The organism is Enterococcus sp. DJ147D b (assembly GCF_058216655.1).
The window spans coordinates 724223-741393 of record NZ_CM177104.1 but is presented as its reverse complement, the minus strand read 5'-3'; the positions used below and the strand labels follow the sequence as shown (position 1 = coordinate 741393).

17 protein-coding genes and 1 pseudogene are annotated in these 17171 nt (G+C 36.4%); 7 read left to right on the top strand and 11 right to left on the bottom strand.

Annotation, left to right across the window (positions count from 1 at the left end; genetic code table 11):
• Positions 1-24 precede the first annotated feature (24 nt).
• The 5 genes from AC4BD1_RS03580 to AC4BD1_RS03560 all read right to left on the bottom strand — a co-directional run bounded on the left by AC4BD1_RS03580 (position 25) and on the right by AC4BD1_RS03560 (position 3541).
• Positions 25-546 carry a dihydrofolate reductase family protein gene (locus AC4BD1_RS03580; protein ID WP_206909845.1) on the bottom strand — a complete coding sequence of 174 codons (522 nt, stop codon included), beginning with the start codon at positions 544-546 and terminating at the stop codon, positions 25-27.
• 40 nt (positions 547-586) lie between these two features.
• The gene (locus tag AC4BD1_RS03575; RefSeq protein WP_490466996.1) at positions 587-1168 is read right to left on the bottom strand and encodes a DNA-3-methyladenine glycosylase I; all 582 of its coding nucleotides are present in this window, start codon (positions 1166-1168) and stop codon (positions 587-589) included.
• 97 nt (positions 1169-1265) lie between these two features.
• Positions 1266-2684 carry a signal recognition particle protein gene (gene ffh, locus AC4BD1_RS03570; RefSeq protein ID WP_206909850.1) on the bottom strand — a complete coding sequence of 473 codons (1419 nt, stop codon included), beginning with the start codon at positions 2682-2684 and terminating at the stop codon, positions 1266-1268.
• 32 nt (positions 2685-2716) lie between these two features.
• On the bottom strand, positions 2717-3055 hold the full coding sequence (locus tag AC4BD1_RS03565; RefSeq protein WP_206909852.1) for a putative DNA-binding protein: 339 nt from the start codon (positions 3053-3055) through the stop codon (positions 2717-2719).
• A complete protein-coding gene (locus tag AC4BD1_RS03560; protein ID WP_490485825.1) occupies positions 3056-3541 on the bottom strand; it encodes a 2-thiouracil desulfurase family protein in 486 nt (161 codons plus the stop codon).
• 128 nt (positions 3542-3669) lie between these two features.
• Here AC4BD1_RS03560 and AC4BD1_RS03555 point away from each other — a divergent pair, with 128 nt between their 5' ends.
• The gene (locus tag AC4BD1_RS03555; RefSeq protein ID WP_206909856.1) at positions 3670-4374 is read left to right on the top strand and encodes a response regulator transcription factor; all 705 of its coding nucleotides are present in this window, start codon (positions 3670-3672) and stop codon (positions 4372-4374) included.
• A complete protein-coding gene (locus AC4BD1_RS03550; RefSeq protein ID WP_490485824.1) occupies positions 4371-6098 on the top strand; it encodes a sensor histidine kinase in 1728 nt (575 codons plus the stop codon). The genes AC4BD1_RS03555 and AC4BD1_RS03550 overlap by 4 nt, the downstream gene beginning before the upstream one ends.
• A 69-nt stretch (positions 6099-6167) precedes the next feature.
• Here AC4BD1_RS03550 and AC4BD1_RS03545 read toward each other — a convergent pair whose 3' ends face one another.
• On the bottom strand, positions 6168-7052 hold the full coding sequence (locus tag AC4BD1_RS03545; protein WP_490466993.1) for a phosphate ABC transporter substrate-binding protein PstS family protein: 885 nt from the start codon (positions 7050-7052) through the stop codon (positions 6168-6170).
• 374 nt (positions 7053-7426) lie between these two features.
• Here AC4BD1_RS03545 and AC4BD1_RS03540 point away from each other — a divergent pair.
• A pseudogene (locus tag AC4BD1_RS03540) lies at positions 7427-7637 on the top strand (DUF2087 domain-containing protein); the annotation flags it as partial.
• Positions 7638-7814: 177 nt separating this feature from the next.
• Here AC4BD1_RS03540 and AC4BD1_RS03535 read toward each other — a convergent pair.
• Positions 7815-8273 (bottom strand): hypothetical protein, encoded by a 459-nt coding sequence (locus tag AC4BD1_RS03535; protein ID WP_206907010.1) that lies wholly within the window; start codon positions 8271-8273, stop codon positions 7815-7817.
• Positions 8274-8487: 214 nt separating this feature from the next.
• Here AC4BD1_RS03535 and AC4BD1_RS03530 point away from each other — a divergent pair, with 214 nt between their 5' ends.
• Positions 8488-8895 (top strand): hypothetical protein, encoded by a 408-nt coding sequence (locus AC4BD1_RS03530; protein ID WP_490485823.1) that lies wholly within the window; start codon positions 8488-8490, stop codon positions 8893-8895.
• Positions 8896-8953: 58 nt separating this feature from the next.
• Here AC4BD1_RS03530 and AC4BD1_RS03525 read toward each other — a convergent pair whose 3' ends face one another.
• Together AC4BD1_RS03525 and AC4BD1_RS03520 are read right to left on the bottom strand one after the other, a co-directional pair.
• Positions 8954-9547 carry a type II toxin-antitoxin system Phd/YefM family antitoxin gene (locus AC4BD1_RS03525; RefSeq protein WP_490466991.1) on the bottom strand — a complete coding sequence of 198 codons (594 nt, stop codon included), beginning with the start codon at positions 9545-9547 and terminating at the stop codon, positions 8954-8956.
• Positions 9548-9623: 76 nt separating this feature from the next.
• A complete protein-coding gene (locus AC4BD1_RS03520) occupies positions 9624-10913 on the bottom strand; it encodes a hypothetical protein (RefSeq protein WP_490486013.1) in 1290 nt (429 codons plus the stop codon).
• Positions 10914-11249: 336 nt separating this feature from the next.
• Between AC4BD1_RS03520 and AC4BD1_RS03515 the strand changes: the two genes are divergently transcribed.
• The 3 genes from AC4BD1_RS03515 to AC4BD1_RS03505 are packed head-to-tail and all read left to right on the top strand — an operon-like array spanning position 11250 to position 15460.
• Positions 11250-12206: an AAA family ATPase gene (locus AC4BD1_RS03515; protein ID WP_490466990.1), complete on the top strand. Its 957-nt coding sequence runs from the start codon at positions 11250-11252 to the stop codon at positions 12204-12206.
• A gap of 2 nt (positions 12207-12208) precedes the next feature.
• On the top strand, positions 12209-13276 hold the full coding sequence (locus AC4BD1_RS03510; protein ID WP_490485822.1) for a DUF58 domain-containing protein: 1068 nt from the start codon (positions 12209-12211) through the stop codon (positions 13274-13276).
• Positions 13277-13288: 12 nt separating this feature from the next.
• Positions 13289-15460, top strand: a complete 2172-nt coding sequence (locus AC4BD1_RS03505) for a transglutaminase-like domain-containing protein (RefSeq protein WP_490485821.1) — start codon at positions 13289-13291, stop codon at positions 15458-15460.
• Positions 15461-15563: 103 nt separating this feature from the next.
• Here the strand turns inward: AC4BD1_RS03505 and AC4BD1_RS03500 are convergent, their stop codons facing one another.
• Positions 15564-16715 (bottom strand): mannitol-1-phosphate 5-dehydrogenase, encoded by a 1152-nt coding sequence (locus tag AC4BD1_RS03500; protein ID WP_490485820.1) that lies wholly within the window; start codon positions 16713-16715, stop codon positions 15564-15566.
• 12 nt (positions 16716-16727) lie between these two features.
• The gene (locus AC4BD1_RS03495) at positions 16728-17165 is read right to left on the bottom strand and encodes a PTS mannitol transporter subunit IIA (protein WP_490485819.1); all 438 of its coding nucleotides are present in this window, start codon (positions 17163-17165) and stop codon (positions 16728-16730) included.
• Between the last annotated feature and the right edge of the window lie 6 nt (positions 17166-17171).

Below are 17171 nucleotides of genomic sequence, written 5' to 3'. Positions count from 1 at the left end.
ATAAAAATTTGGCAAACAACTTTTTTATTTTTTTCGATAATGTAATTCAATAAATTGACCAAACTCCTGCGAATCAATATACTCTAATCTTTCTTGATACTCACCAGGTTCAAACAAACGAATTCCCTCACCGAGTAAAACTGGCGTGATTTGGATCCACCACTCATCAATCAACTGACTTTCTAGCAAAGGTTTAAGTAGCGCCCCGCCACCAACAATCCAAATATCTGAACCTGATTCTTGTCGAATTTTTTCTATAAACGAAGCTGGATCCTCATTGATTACTGTTGCATCTGGTAGAACCAATGATTGATTTCTTGAAAATACATAATTTTTCTTTTCTGGATATAACAGTTCTGCATCTAAAGATTTCTTAGCTTCTTCGTAGGTTTTTCGCCCCATGATTGTTGTATCAATTGTTTGATAAAATGATTCATAAGTTGTTTTCTCACCTGTTGGCGTATCAAATAACCACTGTAAACCATCTTCTTTTGTTGCCAGATAGCCATCCAAACTAATTGCACCATAAAAGACGATTTTTCGCATGTGCTCCTCTCCTTCACGTTAGATTTTATCTATTAATTGACTAGTTTTCTTGAATGGTTGATTGCTTTACTTCTAGATGTCTAAAACAATCAGTGACATGATCGTTAATGATGCCGACTGCTTCTAAAAAAGCGTAAATCGTGGTACTCCCAATAAATTTAAAGCCGCGTTTCTTCAATTCTTTCGTGATTTTGTCAGATAGTTCACTCGTTGTCGGAATTTCTTCTTGTGTTTGATACATATGATTTACTACCTTATCATCAGAAAACCCCCATAAAAAAGTAGCAAAACTTCCAAATTCTTGTTGGATCTTTTGAACAGCCTTTGCATTATGAATAGCAGCTTCAACTTTTCTTCGATTACGAATAATTCCTTTATCTTGAAGCAAAGATTCTATTTTATTTTCGTCATATGCTGCCACTTTTTCTAAAGAAAAATTGTCATACGCATGATCAAAGGCTTCTATTTTATTTAAAATCGTTTGCCAACTTAATCCTGCTTGATTGATGTCTAGCATTAATTTGCGATAAAGTCTTTGATCATCATATTCTGGAACACCCCAAATTGTATCATGATATTGTTGCATTGATGCTGTGCTTTCTGCCCAAGGACATCGTTTCATTTTCCTTGCCTCCATGTTTATTTGTGAACAAAAAAGCTATGACAACATCTCAATCAATCGTTTGTCATAGCTCAAATCCATTCCATTCAGCAATCGCTTATTTACGTTTTTTCTTTTTCTTCTTGTTTTTCTTAACCATGCGATTCATCGCCATTTTTCCAAGTTTTCCTTTGACGCCTGTTCCAAACATTTGGTCCATTCCTGGAATATTCATGTCACCTTTCGACATCTGTTGCATCATCTTACGAGATTCTTTGAATTGTTTGATCATGCGGTTTACTTCTACCACACTGTTTCCTGAACCAGCAGCAATCCGACGACGACGGCTAGGGTTCAACAAATCAGGGTTTTCTCGTTCAGCAGGTGTCATCGAGTACACCATTGCTTTTTTCCGTTCCACATCTTTTGGATCAACTTTTACATTTTCAATACCGGGTACTTGATTCATTCCTGGAATCATTTTAATTAGATCTTCTAATGGACCCATTCCCATTACTTGATCCAGTTGTTCAATAAAATCATTGAAGTCAAAAGAATTTTCCCGCATTTTTTGGGCAAGTTCTTCCGCTTTTTTCTCGTCATAATCTTGTTGCGCTTTTTCAATCAGGGTCAACATGTCACCCATACCCAAGATTCGACTAGCCATACGATCTGGATGGAAGACTTCCAGATCTGTTAATTTTTCACCTGACCCGATAAATTTGATTGGCGCACCGGTTACTGAACGAATAGATAACGCTGCCCCACCTCTAGTATCTCCATCAAGTTTTGTAATGACAACCCCAGTAATGCCTAATTGCTGATTGAAGCTGTCCGCTACATTGACCGCATCTTGTCCCGTCATCGCATCAACAACCAAGAGAATTTCATTTGGTTGTGCAATTTCTTTGATTTGCTTCAACTCATCCATCAATAGTTCATCAATGTGTAAACGACCAGCCGTATCGATCAAGACATAGTCATTTTTCTTTTCTCTAGCAACTTCCATCCCTTGACGAACGATTTCCACTGGACTGACATCTGTTCCCATATCAAAGACAGGCACATCTAATTGTTGGCCCAAGACTTTCAATTGGTCAATCGCTGCAGGTCGGTACACGTCTCCTGCAATCATCAATGGTCGTGCTTTTTCATTTTTCTTCAAAAAGTTTGCTAGTTTCCCAGCAAATGTTGTTTTACCAGCCCCTTGTAACCCGACCATCATAATCACAGTTGGGATTTTTGGTGACTTGATCAATTCTGCTGTTTCGGAACCCAAGGTGATCGTTAGTTCCTCATCAACGATTTTGACGATTTGTTGTGCAGGTGACAAGCTTTCAAGAACTTCTACTCCTACTGCGCGTTCTCGCACACGTTTTGTAAAGTCCTTGACTACTTGTAAATTGACATCGGCTTCCAATAATGCTAAGCGGATTTCTCGCATCATTTCTTTGACGTCAGCCTCTGATACTTTCCCTTTTTTTCTTAATTTCCCCATCGCCTGTTGCAGACGTTCTGTTAAGCTTTCAAATGCCATTTTCTTCATTCCTTTAATTAGTTTCTAGTTTGTTACTCTTCGATGTCTTGAATTTGTTGAATAAAACCGATCAGTGCATCGTCCTTTGGATAGTGCTCGGTGACATAAGTCATCAGTTTTTCTAAGGTTTGTTCACGCACGATGTAGTTTGAAAAAAGATGCAGTTTTTTCTCGTAGTCTTCTAAAATTTTTCCAGTTCTCTTAATGTTATCATAAACTGCTTGTCGACTGACTTGATATTCTTCTGCAATTTCTCCAAGTGAAAAATCATCCGCATAATACAATTCCATATAATTCATTTGTTTTTCAGTTAATAAGGTCGAGTAAAATTCAAAAAGTGCGTTCATTCGATTTGTTTTTTCAATTTCCATTCAACTCACCTCATTTATCTTTGTGGTTTCTTGCTGTTGTACTAACCAATCCTCATCAGATAGAACGCTCATCTTCTGTTTTAAAAAATAAGCAGTTGCAACGCCTACACCTTCTGTCAATGTACCAGAAAATGTACCATCGTAAATTTGACTACTACCACATGAAGGGCTTTTTGCCTTCAAAATGAGTTGGTCAATTTGTTGTTCTTTTAATTTTTGCCAAGCAAGAATTGCACCTGCCTGATATTCCTTTGTCACATCGACCCCTTTGGAAGTCACGACTCTTGCCTTTTCATTCCAAACATCAAATCCATCTCCGCCGACAATTTCTGCTGGATCTCTGGGAATCGGTAAGCCACCCAAAACTTCTGGACAAACCATGATGGCTTCATGGTTTTCAACCATTGCGACAAGTTGCAAAACAGCTTTTGGCTGACCGTCATAACGACATGATACACCGCCTAAGCAAGCACTGATACCAATCATTTGAATCGCTTCCTTTCCTTCCAACAAAGTGCCTAGTTATTATACCATTTATTGAGTTGGTTACATAGCCCCTACCCTTGATTCTATGCTAAAATAGTAAAGCATGAATATGTTTTAAAGGAGCGCTTATGAAAAAAATCTTAGTTGTTGATGATGAACCTTCCATCGTCACTTTATTAACCTTTAATTTAGAAAAAGAAGGCTATCAAGTTACTAGTGCAACGGATGGACGCGAGGGATTAGAACTTGCTTTAGATCAAGCCTTTGATTTTATTATTTTAGATGTCATGCTTCCTTCAATGGATGGCATGGAAATTACGCAAAAACTTCGTCAAGAAAAAAACGATACACCTATTTTGATGCTCACTGCCAAGGACGATCAGATTGATCGTATTTTAGGTTTAGAGATTGGTGCCGATGATTACTTAGTTAAACCATTTAGCCCACGCGAAGTATTAGCTCGAATGAAAGCTATTTTTCGACGAATGGAACCTCGAAATGTCCCCGTTGAAGAAGAAGAACCAGAATATTTAACAGCGGGTCAAATCATTGCGAACTTAACAAATTTTCAAGTCACAGTTGATGGTCGTCTGATTGAATTGACCCCCAAAGAATTTGAATTGTTAGTTTACTTTATGAAGCGAAAAGATCGCGTCATTGATCGAGACACTTTACTCGAGCGTATCTGGAATTTTGATTTTGCTGGTCAAAGTCGAATCGTCGATGTTCATGTCAGTCACCTGAGAGAAAAAATCGAACGTGATCCAAAACACCCCAAATATTTAGTAACGGTTCGCGGATTTGGCTATAAATTTCAGGAGCCTCGACTATGAAAAATTGGAAAACTTTCTCAAGACGTCTCCTATTCTTGGTCTTTTTTCTAACAATTTTTCTTGGTAGCTGGCAACTTATCTCAAATTATTTTCAACAACAAATTATTGAACAACAAGAAGAATACTTGACAAAAAAAGCACAATTATTGACGCGACAGCTTACTTGGTCGAACCCTGATTCAGTGGAAAACAAGGAAATTTTGACAGAATTCGTTCATCAATCTTCTGAACGAATCACGTTATTGGATACTGTTGGCAATATTTTGTATGATACCAGGGATGATGACCTAACAGGCAGTCGTAGTACACGTCCCGAAATCAAAGCTGTTCTTGATGGTGGTCGATTGGGGAGTTCCTTGCGTCAAAGTGAGACTGTAAATGAACAACTTCTCTATGTCGCTTTACCCATTAAAGAAAACGGTCAACTAAAAGCTATTATCCGAATTGCCGAACCAACTAGTGGTTTTTTACCACGCACAGAAAATTTTCGTCGTTGGGTATTTTTATTCTTTCTACTTTTCTTTGGTATTCTTTCAGGAATGATCGCTTACTTTGCTCATCAGCGAAACGAACCTTTGCATACCGTGTTACCTGTGTTGAAAAAAATGGTCAATGACCCTGAGGAAACCGAAGTCATTATGCAAACCTCAGATCAATGGGAAGAGCTTTATCAGACGATTAATGCATTAAGTGAACAAATGAGTCATATGTATCGTGCTTATGCAACGACTGAAGAACAGTTATATACATTGCTGAATGAATTGATGATTGGTGTCTTTTTGATTGATTCAGAGTCACATTTACGTTTACTGAATCCTAAAATGCAGATGCATCTTGGGGTTACATCTTATCTGACTTCGCAACCTTACGCTGAGGTAATTCAAGAACCTCAACTAATCCATTTAATTCATCAGGTTTCTACTGCTAATCCATTAGTTCAGCAAGAAATCAAATTAAGTGAAGGCAACCAAACGCTAGACATCAGTTTACGTTACTTTAGCAATGCAGACGGAACTGGACAAATTCTAGGCGTAGCTTATGATTTAACGAAAGTTCGGCGGCTCGAAAAAGTCCAGAAAGATTTTGTTGGAAATGTTTCTCATGAATTAAAAACCCCTGTTACTTCATTGATGGGCTTCACAGAAACACTTCTTGATGGTGCTAAAGATGACCCAGAAACATTGACTACTTTTTTAGAAATCATGCAAAAAGATGCACATCGTTTAGATCAATTGATTCGCGAAATCATCCAATTATCTAAAGATGGTGAAAACTTATATGAATCACAAACGATTTATCTGGAATCTTATTTTGAACAAATTATTCAAAGCTACCAACCATTTATCAAACAGAAAAAATTAAGTGTTAAACTTTTGGGAAATAATGGTTCATTCACTGTTCAGTCAGAAATTTTATATCCAATCATCAAAAATTTGATTGAAAATGCCATTCAATACTCAAAAGAAGGCGGTCAAATCATTATTCGTTATCGTGTAGATGAACATTTGTGGTTTTCTGTCCAAGACTTTGGAATCGGCATCGACCAAGAAGATCAAGAACGGATTTTTGAACGTTTTTATCGCGTTGATAAAGCACGTAGCCGACATTCTGGGGGTACAGGTTTAGGTCTGGCAATCGTCAAAGACTATGTTAATCTGTTAAACGGCAAGATTACTGTGGAAAGTCATCCCGGTGTTGGTTCCACTTTTGAAGTGACTTTATGAAATGTCACACGAAAATCGAAAAACAGCGACGAAAATCGAATCGATTTTCGTCGCTGTTTTTTCCCGTTTTTATTTGATTTCGCCATTGACATCACGTTCAACCTTCATTGATGTGATTGGTAAATAGCCTAGATCTTTGACCGGTCCCTCTTGAACATCTTCACTTGTCATATAATCCAAGAATTTTTGAACAGCTGCATCTGGTTTTCCTTTTGTATACATATGTTCATATGCCCAGATTTTCCAGCTATTGTCTGCCACATTTTTTTCCTCTGGTTTCACATCATCCACGCTCAAAGCCTGAGTTGTTTCATCCAAGTAAGAAAAAGCAAGATAGCTGATTGCTCCTGGTGTTTGAGCAACGATTTGGCGAACCGTTCCTGATGAATCTTGCTCTTGTGATTGCACAGGTGTTTCATCATTCAACCCCCATTTTTCAAAAGTAGCACGCGTTCCACTACCATTTGCGCGGTTGATTACTGTTACCTTTTGATCTTTGCCACCAAGTTCTTTCCAGTTTGTGATTTTCCCTGTGAATAAATCAATCAATTCCTGTTGAGAAACATTTGTAACACCAGTCTCTTTATTGACAATTGGTGCCATTCCGACCACAGCTACCTTATGATCAACCAATTTTTTCGCATCGATTCCATCTTTTTCTTCTGCAAAAACGTCTGAGTTGCCGATTGTCACGGCACCATCTGACACTTGACTTAACCCTGTACCACTTCCGCCACCTTGAACAGAAATTTGATAATTTGAATTTTCTTGCGTAAAGCTATCTTGTGCAGCATCAACCAATGGCTGCAATGCAGTTGAACCAACTGCTACGATTTTTACTTGATCTGAACTTGCTTTGTCTGCTTGCGAAGTTGAGTCAGTGCTTGCACCTGACGAACCACAACCTGCTAATAAGAAACCAATGATGCCTAAAGAATACCATAATTTTTTCATTCAAATACTCCTCTCTTAGTTACAAATAAAGTGTAACAAGCCACTGTAAAGCTCAGATATGAATGTTGTAAACAATTCATGAACTTCTGTAAATTTCCTGTAAAGACAAAAATATTGTTCAACCTAAACAAAATATTTTTGTCATTTTACAAACAATTACATAAAGTGTTGGCATAAAAACAAGCGAGGAAGTTTTTTATGTGGAAACTGAATTATTTTATGAACAGCAAGATGATCTCAAGGGCTGGACAATTGAACAAGAGACTTATCATTCCCTTTATTGTGACGTAACTTTTCAATTTGAAAAATTTATCCAGATCCAAATCAAAAGAAAAAGAGCGCCAAGCCAGACAACTGACTGCACTCATGACACTTTTATTCAAACTTTTCCATGTAAAGAAAAGAGAGAAATCATTCTTTTAAATTACTTAGCGCAAAAAGTTGATCCAAAAAAAATTATTCTGAACGTGCAATCAATGATATATTGAAACAACACATTGAAGATTTTGTTTCGACTTGCCGTTACTTGAATATGGTTTTATGCAACGAACAAAAGATGGAAAAACCTATTGGCTAAATCCATAATAGCTATTCTTCCACAATGCGAAAAGAGATGTAAGCAACTGTAGAAAATCCCAAAGTCAGACGTTTTGGGTTCTCTACAAAGCTCACACCTCTTTTTAATTATCTTCTCAGCTTAATTTATACAGTTATTTGCTCAAAAAAATCTGATTTTCAGTATTTTTGATCCTCAAACTATTTTTATCGATCTCTTCTTCTCAATTCAACAAAAAAATACGTGATTACTGACAGAATAAAAGACGCAGCTGCTAAATAAAATACTGGACGAATTGTCAAAAAATACATAGCGGAATAGTCGGATAAATCTTTCAATCCACTTTGACTAAGTCCCGTTGGTCCAATGATCATGCGTGGCAACAATGCAAATGTTGATGTGAAAATCAACATGCAAGAAAAATAAATCAGTTTCCAATTATAATTATTGATTAATGACCTTGGTATCAATAAACTGACGCTCACTACCAAGTAAAAAATCGTCAATGTTGGAAAATTGCGTGCAACCAAAAGTCCGCTTCCTTGAATCAACCCTAATACTTCGGCTCCTTGAACGATTGCGTTCACCCAAGTAAACGGAAGTAAAAGAAGGGGAAAAAACCAAAAAAATAAATAACTATGTCTGCCCATGATTTTCTGTTTCATTTACTTCCTCCCCAAAATAAAAAATTCTTGCCTCTCACTATACAATGTTCTCTCTAAAAAAATTAGGGGGAAAATCTTTTTTTTTAGAGATAAGGGAATGAGAGTTTATTCATTTAACCTACAAATTATGTGATTACGTTTGCTTAATGTTTTTTTCTTTTTAAAATATAACTATAATAAAGGTTTTTAAACAAGTATAAGGAGGTTTTAAGTTATGTTAACAAAATACCTATCAAAAATTTTTTTGCTGCTGCTCTTGATTCCATACTTGTATCTCGGGTTATTGCTTGATTTCCATTATCACTCGGTTTTTGGCTTTATTTTTCTGATTTTTCTTGCTATCCTTGGTGGATTTCTGATGAGGATCAAAGGACAAATTCGACTGCTCCTTGTTGGTAATATCATTTCCACTATTGTTTCTTACATATACGCCTTAAAATTTCCTGACTGGCAACTATTCTATCAACCTTTCAAACCGACTCAACTTGTACTTGTTTTCGCGCTCCTTTATTTAGTTCCCCAAGCATTTGGCGCTTTTTGGGCAACCTTTTTTACATATTCCAAACAAAGTTATGAGCAGAAAATCTCACTTCCAGCAATTAGAAAAAATTCGCAAAAATAGACCATACTATTGATAAAAGGAAAAAAGAAGGAAGCTGCAGCTTCCTTCTTTTTTCCTTTTATCCTTCATGAATATAAATTTTCTTGATTAGCAATTTATCAAAAACAGGAGAACTTGCCTCTTGTTCACCAATGATTTCAGCAATAACTAATTTTTCATGTTGCCTTTTTCGTAATTGATAACTGATTTTACCTGTTTCGTTTAGTTCATCCAGCATGGCAACGACACCGCCAAACCCTGTTTTTTTCGTAATAAATCCAAGTGAAACCATTCGTTCATCTAAATTTTTCGCTAGAATCGGCATTCCTGTAATAAGCACCTTTTGAAGGGTTTCCACCAACTCCTCCATTCCAGCTACAGTGGATGTTACTGGTGGTTCATTCGTTTCGATAGTTGGTTCAAATGTTGGTTTTACTTCGGCAATCACTTCTGGCATTTGCTGTTTGATTCCTGTTTTTTGTCCGCGTAGGTCATCTAATTCTTGAACTAATGCTTCATACTGTTCTTGAGTCAGCATAACACCTGCCACTTTTTCTCTGTTAAAAATATATACGCCAGTCCCGGCTTCTCTTGCTTGAGCAAATACATCCATGGGAGATCGTTTGACTTCTGTAATTGAAGATGTTGGGACCTCTAATTTCTTTAATTCCAACGAAGTTCCCTCCTTTTTTATCAAAGTTATTATAGCATAGCGCAATAAATTTTGGTTTTATTCATCACAGATTCTGTCATTTTAAGGAAATCCATTCGTCAACATCCTTTAACAGTTGTTCTACGCCAAAAGAAGAGTGATAAAAATAAGTTTTCTGATTTTTAGAATAAGTTAACGGTGAAAAATGATCGGTAATAATCAAATCTGCATAATGTGGTGGTTTACTTCTCGTACACACATGAATGGATATCCGTTTACGATGACGAAGTGCTGTATCCAAAATTCTGGCTAGCCTTCTGGCTTCTTCATGATCAAAACGAAAAAGAAAAACAATTTTTACAGATGGCGGATGCACTTCTAAAAAACCTCGTTCTTGCAATGTTTTCAACAAATTTAGACCCCAACTAACAGATGGATGCGTCAAGGCTTGTTGAATTGCTAAGCGGAATTGATGAAGTTTTTCTTTTGCATTGGGAAATGTATTCAAGGTTTGTTGATATTCAAATACTTCTTCATCTGACAAACGTTCTTGGATCCCAATCGAGTAGCGCAACCATTCTTGATAAAGAACTTGCGTGATCCTTTGCTTATTGAAAGTCTCAAAATCACTATTTAACCAAAAGAACGAATCCAATTTTTCTGTAACAATTGTCAATTTTCGATAATCTTTCGTTTGCTCTAATCGTTCCCAACGCTTTTTGGTAATCACATTACAACTTAATCGCACAATGCATAGATAATTTTTTTCTTTCACAGATAGCTTCTGCTCTTCTCGAAAGAGCAATTCTGGAAACAATTCAAAAAACATTGTTTGATTGTCACCTAAGATTTCAACTGAAGATAGTCGATTTCTTTGCTTTAACAAGCGAATAAAAATTTCTGAAAATGATTCTTCTCCATCATCCACAAAAAAATGAGGAAAATCTTTCAAAAAACTAAATAGCAAATAGCGGACTTTTCTTTCTGACCCAAAAATCTGTCCTTTTTTATAAGAAAAAGAAAGGTGATACTCTCCTAACCATTTTCGTAATCGTTCTTGTGTTGGCCGATCATAGATTTCTTGGTACTTTTCTTCTAAAATTAGATCTTTCAACAAGCGAAATGATGCAGAATGAATCAAGAAATCAAAGAGCAAATAGGGCTCGCTATAGCCTAAATTATAAATCAGGCGTACCGTTTTTTTCTGATAAATCAGTTGCACAGGAAAGTCAATCGTCTCTAAACGTTTTAAATGTCGTTCAATTGTTTTTACATCGACACTTAATTTTTCTGCCAGATCTGCCTTTTTCCAAGTCAGATCTTTCATTTGATTCATCAGCAAAAATAAATTTTGTGAATTTTTCGATAACAATTTTTGCCATTTCATATGTTTTAGTCCAGCCAAGCTACGATCCTCTACTTCTCTGTATGCTTTTTTTGCAGGAATGTCACAAATTTTTGTGGAAAATCATTTTTTGGCTAAAACGGTTGCCTCCTTTTTTGCACACATCAATGGATTATTGAGAAGAGAAACCTGTCGTAATAAACTACGCGAAAGACATCACCATTTTTTTATTTTCTATTTATTTCATAAAAAACTCATTTATTTTTTATTTTCTATCGACAAAATGTACTATTTCAAGCAAAACTGCTTTGCTTGTAGGAACGTACGCCTTCCTTTACAATGAAAGAAACAAGATTATTATGAGAAGGTGATGTGAAAATGGATAAAAATAACGAAAATACCATTCGTGAGATAAAAGAAAAAGTCGATCATTTAATCGCTGAAGTTCAAAAAGTCATTGTGGGCAAGCAACCAATCATTGAATTGATGTTTGTTGCTCTGTTTTCCGGTGGACATATTTTATTTGAAGATGTTCCTGGTGTCGGTAAAACATTACTTGTGAAGTCCTTGGCCAAAACAATCCAAGGCGATTTTAGTCGTGTTCAGTTTACACCAGACCTTTTGCCAGGAGATATCTTGGGCTTTTCTTTTTATAATTCAAAAACAAAAGATTTTGAATTCCGTCCTGGTCCGATTTTTACTACTATTTTATTAGCAGATGAAATTAACCGAACAACACCGCGAACACAAGCGGCGTTACTCGAAGCCATGGCAGAAAAGCATATTACTATTGACGATCAAACGTATCCTTTAGATAATCATTTTTTCGTTTTAGCAACTCAAAACTCTATTGAATACGAAGGAACTTATCCGTTACCCGAGGCTCAATTAGATCGATTTTTATTCCGGCTGCACATTGGTTATCCTACTTTCGATGAAGAACTCTCTTTATTATTAGACACCCAAGAACAGTCTCTTGCCACATTAAAAGTCATTCTCACCAATGAGTCCCTCACTAGAATCAAACAAACTGTCTCAACAACCTATCTTGACCCTTCAGTCGCACGTTATGCGTTGGAATTAGTCACTGCTACACGTAATCATCCAGTAATCAAGTTAGGTATCAGTCCACGTGGCAGCTTAGCTTTTATTCAGTCGGCTAAAGCCTACGCAGTAATCAAGGGGCGCTCTTACGTTACCCCAAGCGATTTTCAAGTGCTATTGCCTTTTGTTTTCAAGCATCGACTATTATTTCATGATCGTTCGTTGACTGATAATGAAATTGATTTACTCTTAAAAGACCTAATAAAACAAATTTCAGTTCCGGTAACATAGCGATGAAAAAACATTGGAATTACCTCATAAATAGTTGCATTCTTTTGATCTATTTCTTGTTCTTGATTTTTACAATTTTATTTAATCAACTATTCGGCTGGTTTTTAGTTATTCTTTTTACCTTATATATCGCATTCAGTTGGCTTTCTTTAAGTAGACGACTATCAAAAATCGAGTTGGTTCTCATTGTTCCTGCACTCGTTTATCGGGATAATTCAATAACGATCAATCTTCTTATTGCCGAGTCACAAGCCTTAACACTTTTCGTACCACGTCTAACTTTACATTTTCCAGAAGAGTTCCTACCGAAAACGCAAACTTTTTTATTGGTTTCAAAAAAAGAACAACAACTATCGATTACTTGGACTCCCCGGAATAGAGGTATGTTTGAAACACTTCCCGTCCAATTCATCGCTTATGATTATCTAGGCTTGTTTCGAAAAAGTAAACTAAAAAAGATAACATTCAAAACTACTGTTTTGCCAAATAATATACTACCTGAAGCACGAATATTAACGCACTTTTTGACAAGCAGACAACAAAAAAACAACTTCTTATCTTCTCAAAATCTAGCTGGGATTCGAGAACATCGTCAAGGTGACTCATTAAAGCAAATTGATTGGAAACGTTCCGCTTACTATCAACAATGGCTCTCTCGTGAATATGAGCCAACTGTTCAACAAAGTAAATTGACCCTTTGTTTTTGGGGAACACCAACAAATTTTGAAAAAATGCTTGACTTATACTTTTCTTTTTTAAGTTTCTATGACCAGAAAATTTATCCAAATCAACTGATTTTTGCTGAACAGAAGTACAACGGTACACATCCTTCTCCTGCTTTTTTTGCTCAGCTACATGCTATGGAAGATTTTCTGCAACAACCAAGTATGGTTGAACATAGTACTAAAGAAATACTCCTTTTTGTTCCAGAACTCTCTCCAACAGTCCACGCACAAGTTTCTACTTGGAAACGAGAGGCCGTCAACGTTACCCTCATTTACTATGAAAATAATGAACTGTTTCTACAAGATGATAATGAGCAAAAGTTTCCAATTAAAAAACTTAGTTAGGAGGTGTCCATGTTGAATCTTTCAACAAAAAAATGGTGGCGAAGCTTTTACGCCTTTTTTCTCTTAAGTGCAGGCGTTCCAACTTTTTTAACTGCGAACGATCTCACCACAAGTTTACCGCTGATTACTACTATTGCTGTCTTCTGTCTGATTATCCGGATGATATCTTCTAAGATTATTCGAGTGATTTTAGCTTTTTTCACTAGTTTGGTTAACTTGTTTGTTTATTTTCCTCCAGCAACAGTCAGAAGTAATTGGTTTTTGGAATTGTTAAATCAATCTCAAACTGAATTTAACGAATTAGTTGCCAGTGAATTCCATTACTTTCCAGAATTACCAGCATTCATTCTCATGCTATGCCTCGTTTATTTACTAACTACTTTAACCATTGATTATGATTTATGGGGCCTGCCATTTTTAGTACTAGTGCTTTATTTCATGATGTTAAGTATCTTTCGTGAATTTGATCTGTTAACTGAGTGTATTTTTATTGTTATTATTCTATTCAGTTATCTTTTCATTCGTCAGTTATCATTACTTCAAAAAAAGCATAACAGATGGCCATTTATCTTCATTACTATGATTGTTTTGCTCTGTTTGTTATGCATTAGTGTGTGGATTCCCACACGATTGCCTGAAGTCACACAAACAATTGAAGCAAGGAGTGCTCCAGTCAGAGAATTTTTCAACAAACAAGGTTTATATGCTAGAATACGTGCATTCCAAGAAGCAGGACGTTCAAGAACCGGATTCAGCGAAAATGATGAGACCCTTGGTGGACCAGTTTACGATCAGACAGACGTCGTTTTTACCGCAGTTCAAGAATCTGGTCATTATTATAAAATACAGAATAAAGGAGTCTATACCGGTACTGGTTGGACAGAAAATAGTCGAAGTTCTTCCCAAATAAACGAGTTGCCACATCAATTAGTCAATTATCCAGAGGCAATCGTTACTGAGCCCACTACCCTTCAACTGACAATAAATGAGCAGACTTTCCTTCCCTACTCTTATGGAAATTTTAGTCTTACGGCATTTCCATCCTTGCCAGATAGTGCGTTATTTTTCTTATCAGATACTCAACGTTATGTTGTAGATAAATCGTCCTCATTCATAGCGACTTTCACTGTTGCAAATCTTTCTTATACTTATGACATGTTAGTCAACAGTGTTTTAACTGACGTGGAACAAGCAGAATATCAAACAGACCTTCAGCTACCAGCAAACTTACCTAAACGAATAACTTCTCTTGCGAAAGAGATAACAAGTACAAAAACAACTTTACTCGATCAGGTTCTCGCAATCCAAAATTACTTAAAAAGTAGTGGGGAATTTCGTTATTCAAAAGTCGATACACCACACACGCCTGCAAATCACGACTATGTTGACCATTTTCTATTTGATTCTAAAATTGGTTATTGTGATAATTTTTCTTCAGCTATGGTTGTTTTACTACGTACACTTAATATACCTGCACGCTGGACAAAGGGTTTTACTATGGGTTACCAAACAGGTAATCACAGTAATGGGCTAAAGGAATATAACATTTTAAGTAGTAATGCTCACTCTTGGCCAGAAGTTTATTTTCCTGGATTTGGCTGGTTACCCTTTGAACCCACGCCGGTATTTGCAAATCCTGCGACTGCACAAAGTAGACAAGAAACGATCCTTACAGCTATTCCAGAGAGTCAACCATCACAATCAATAGCCGAAACGACAACTGCTTCCTCAACATCTGAGACAGAAACAACATCATCAACAGAAGACAATACTATTTTTTCTGATACAACAATCACTCATAAGTCTTTATGGAAATCTGTTGTCCTTTCTTTGCTCATAGTTGCATTGGTTCCATTTCTCATTCCTTCTTTTCGCCAAAAAGTTCGTTGGCACCTTTTGTATTATCAAGTTGTTTTGTTTGCTTCAGATAATCAAAAAAACTATCAACAGTTGCTGATACAAGTAGAGAAGCTATTTCCAAGACAACGTGCAGAAAACTTATTGGATTATAGTTATCGCGTCGAAAAGGCGATTCCAATGCAGCAAAGCTTCATCAAATTAACCAAAAACTATGAAACAACTATTTATGGGCAAAATCAAGAGATACAGTTTGATAAAAACACTTATCTGACTGTTATCAAAACAATCAGTAAATCACTTCGTTTCTTTTCTAAACGCAGTTAATTTTTCATATTGCTAAAATCGCTTGTTTAAAAAATCAAAGCGAGGCTGGATTTTTTAAGTTCCAGCCTCGCTTTGTTATCTGACATAATTATCAAATTTTTGATTACGCAACTTGCTTGTTGTAACGTTCCACGTTTTGTTTGATTGCACCAATCATTTTCGCATCGTTGATTCCTGTCACCGCTTGGATCAGTTCTTCAATATTTTTTGTTTGCTTCATTTCATAAAGTTCACAACTTTGTTCATCATTTGGATCATAATAGTTAAAAATAATACCCATCGTCGCAGTTAAATGTGGGGAAACAAGATCTCTTTCTTTTAATTCTAAGATTGGTCGAGTAAAGCGTTCTTGATTTCCCAATTTCCGTAGAGGTGTCCGCGCAACGCGGCTGATTGCATCGGAAATATATTTGTTTTGGAAACGTTGGATAATTTTTTCAATGTATTGTTCATGTTGCTTTTCATCAAAGCCCCACTTCGCAATCAATAGATTTCCTGTTTCCTGTAATACAGATTTTAATTGTGCGACAACCAACGCATCTTGCATTGCTTCATCTATTGTTTGATAACCTAGTAAAGCGCCCGTGTAAGCAGCCGTTGCATGTCCAGTATTCACGCTAAATAGTTTGCGTTCAATATAAGGTTCTAAATCTTCTACATAAAGGACACCTTCCAGCTCGATTGCTGTATTTTTTCGTTCATGATCTGCAATTACCCATTCTTTAAAAGGTTCAACTTGAACAAACAAAGGATCCTCATGTTTTTGTAACGGAACGATACGATCAACTGCTGCATTTGGAAAACCAATATACTTCTCTAAAAAATCAACTTGTGATAAATGTTTACGGACTTCTGTTTCTAAAAATGCCGAACCACCAATCATATTTTCGCAAGCAACGATATCTAATGGTGTTGTATTCTGTACTTTTTCTCGTTGCTCAATCCCTTTAGCAATCAAGTCAGCGATAAAGGGCAAAATATTTGGTCCAATCGCAGTCGTCACTAAGTCTGCTTCACCAATCGCAGCAATCACGGCTTGAGGATTTTCTTGATTATTGATTCCAGAAACATGTTGGATTTCAATTTGTTTCTTTGTCTCATCCGCAAGTTCAATTACATATCCATTTCTTTCATTCAATGCGTCAATGATTTCCCGATTGACATCCACAAAAGTAATGTCAAAGTCATTTTTGGCTAATACTTCACCGATAAATCCGCGCCCGATATTTCCTGCTCCAAAATGTACTGCTTTCATCTTTCTCTCTCCTTATGCAATCGCTAAATTTTCACAAACTTCTTCTTTACTTAGTGCATCTGCTAACTGAACAACATTGTCTACGTCGCTACAGTACAAGGCTATTTGTTGAACTAATGCTAAGTGCTCTTCTCCAACACCTGCGATACCAAACAACACAGTCGCAATTTTCTCCTCATCCTCTGTTCCAAAATTGACACCGTCAGGTACTTGAACAACACAGATACCAGATTTCTTAACATATTTTTTCGCTGAATCTGTTCCGTGAGGAATAGCAATAAAGTTTCCCATATAGACGGATAACATCTCGTCACGCTGAATCATCGAATCGATGTACGCGTTGTCCACGCATCCCGCCTCAACTAATTTTTCTCCACAGTAACGAATCGCTTCTTCTTTAGAAGCAAACGTTTGGTTTAATTCGATCATGCTGAAATCTAGTGCTTTCATTGTTTT

Excerpts from the sequence above, each read along its gene's own strand:
- AC4BD1_RS03530 (WP_490485823.1), top strand. The coding sequence starts at position 8,488 with ATGTTAACAAAATACCTATCAAAAATTTTTTTGCTGCTGCTCTTGATT.
- AC4BD1_RS03510 (WP_490485822.1), top strand. The coding sequence starts at position 12,209 with ATGAAAAAACATTGGAATTACCTCATAAATAGTTGCATTCTTTTGATC.
- ffh (WP_206909850.1), bottom strand. The coding sequence starts at position 2,684 with ATGGCATTTGAAAGCTTAACAGAACGTCTGCAACAGGCGATGGGGAAA.
- AC4BD1_RS03560 (WP_490485825.1), bottom strand. The coding sequence starts at position 3,541 with ATGATTGGTATCAGTGCTTGCTTAGGCGGTGTATCATGTCGTTATGAC.
- AC4BD1_RS03545 (WP_490466993.1), bottom strand. The coding sequence starts at position 7,052 with ATGAAAAAATTATGGTATTCTTTAGGCATCATTGGTTTCTTATTAGCA.
- AC4BD1_RS03565 (WP_206909852.1), bottom strand. The coding sequence starts at position 3,055 with ATGGAAATTGAAAAAACAAATCGAATGAACGCACTTTTTGAATTTTAC.
- AC4BD1_RS03495 (WP_490485819.1), bottom strand. The coding sequence starts at position 17,165 with ATGAAAGCACTAGATTTCAGCATGATCGAATTAAACCAAACGTTTGCT.
- AC4BD1_RS03580 (WP_206909845.1), bottom strand. The coding sequence starts at position 546 with ATGCGAAAAATCGTCTTTTATGGTGCAATTAGTTTGGATGGCTATCTG.
- AC4BD1_RS03515 (WP_490466990.1), top strand. The coding sequence starts at position 11,250 with ATGGATAAAAATAACGAAAATACCATTCGTGAGATAAAAGAAAAAGTC.
- AC4BD1_RS03555 (WP_206909856.1), top strand. The coding sequence starts at position 3,670 with ATGAAAAAAATCTTAGTTGTTGATGATGAACCTTCCATCGTCACTTTA.
- AC4BD1_RS03535 (WP_206907010.1), bottom strand. The coding sequence starts at position 8,273 with ATGAAACAGAAAATCATGGGCAGACATAGTTATTTATTTTTTTGGTTT.
- AC4BD1_RS03500 (WP_490485820.1), bottom strand. The coding sequence starts at position 16,715 with ATGAAAGCAGTACATTTTGGAGCAGGAAATATCGGGCGCGGATTTATC.
- AC4BD1_RS03575 (WP_490466996.1), bottom strand. The coding sequence starts at position 1,168 with ATGAAACGATGTCCTTGGGCAGAAAGCACAGCATCAATGCAACAATAT.
- AC4BD1_RS03550 (WP_490485824.1), top strand. The coding sequence starts at position 4,371 with ATGAAAAATTGGAAAACTTTCTCAAGACGTCTCCTATTCTTGGTCTTT.
- AC4BD1_RS03520 (WP_490486013.1), bottom strand. The coding sequence starts at position 10,913 with ATGAAATGGCAAAAATTGTTATCGAAAAATTCACAAAATTTATTTTTG.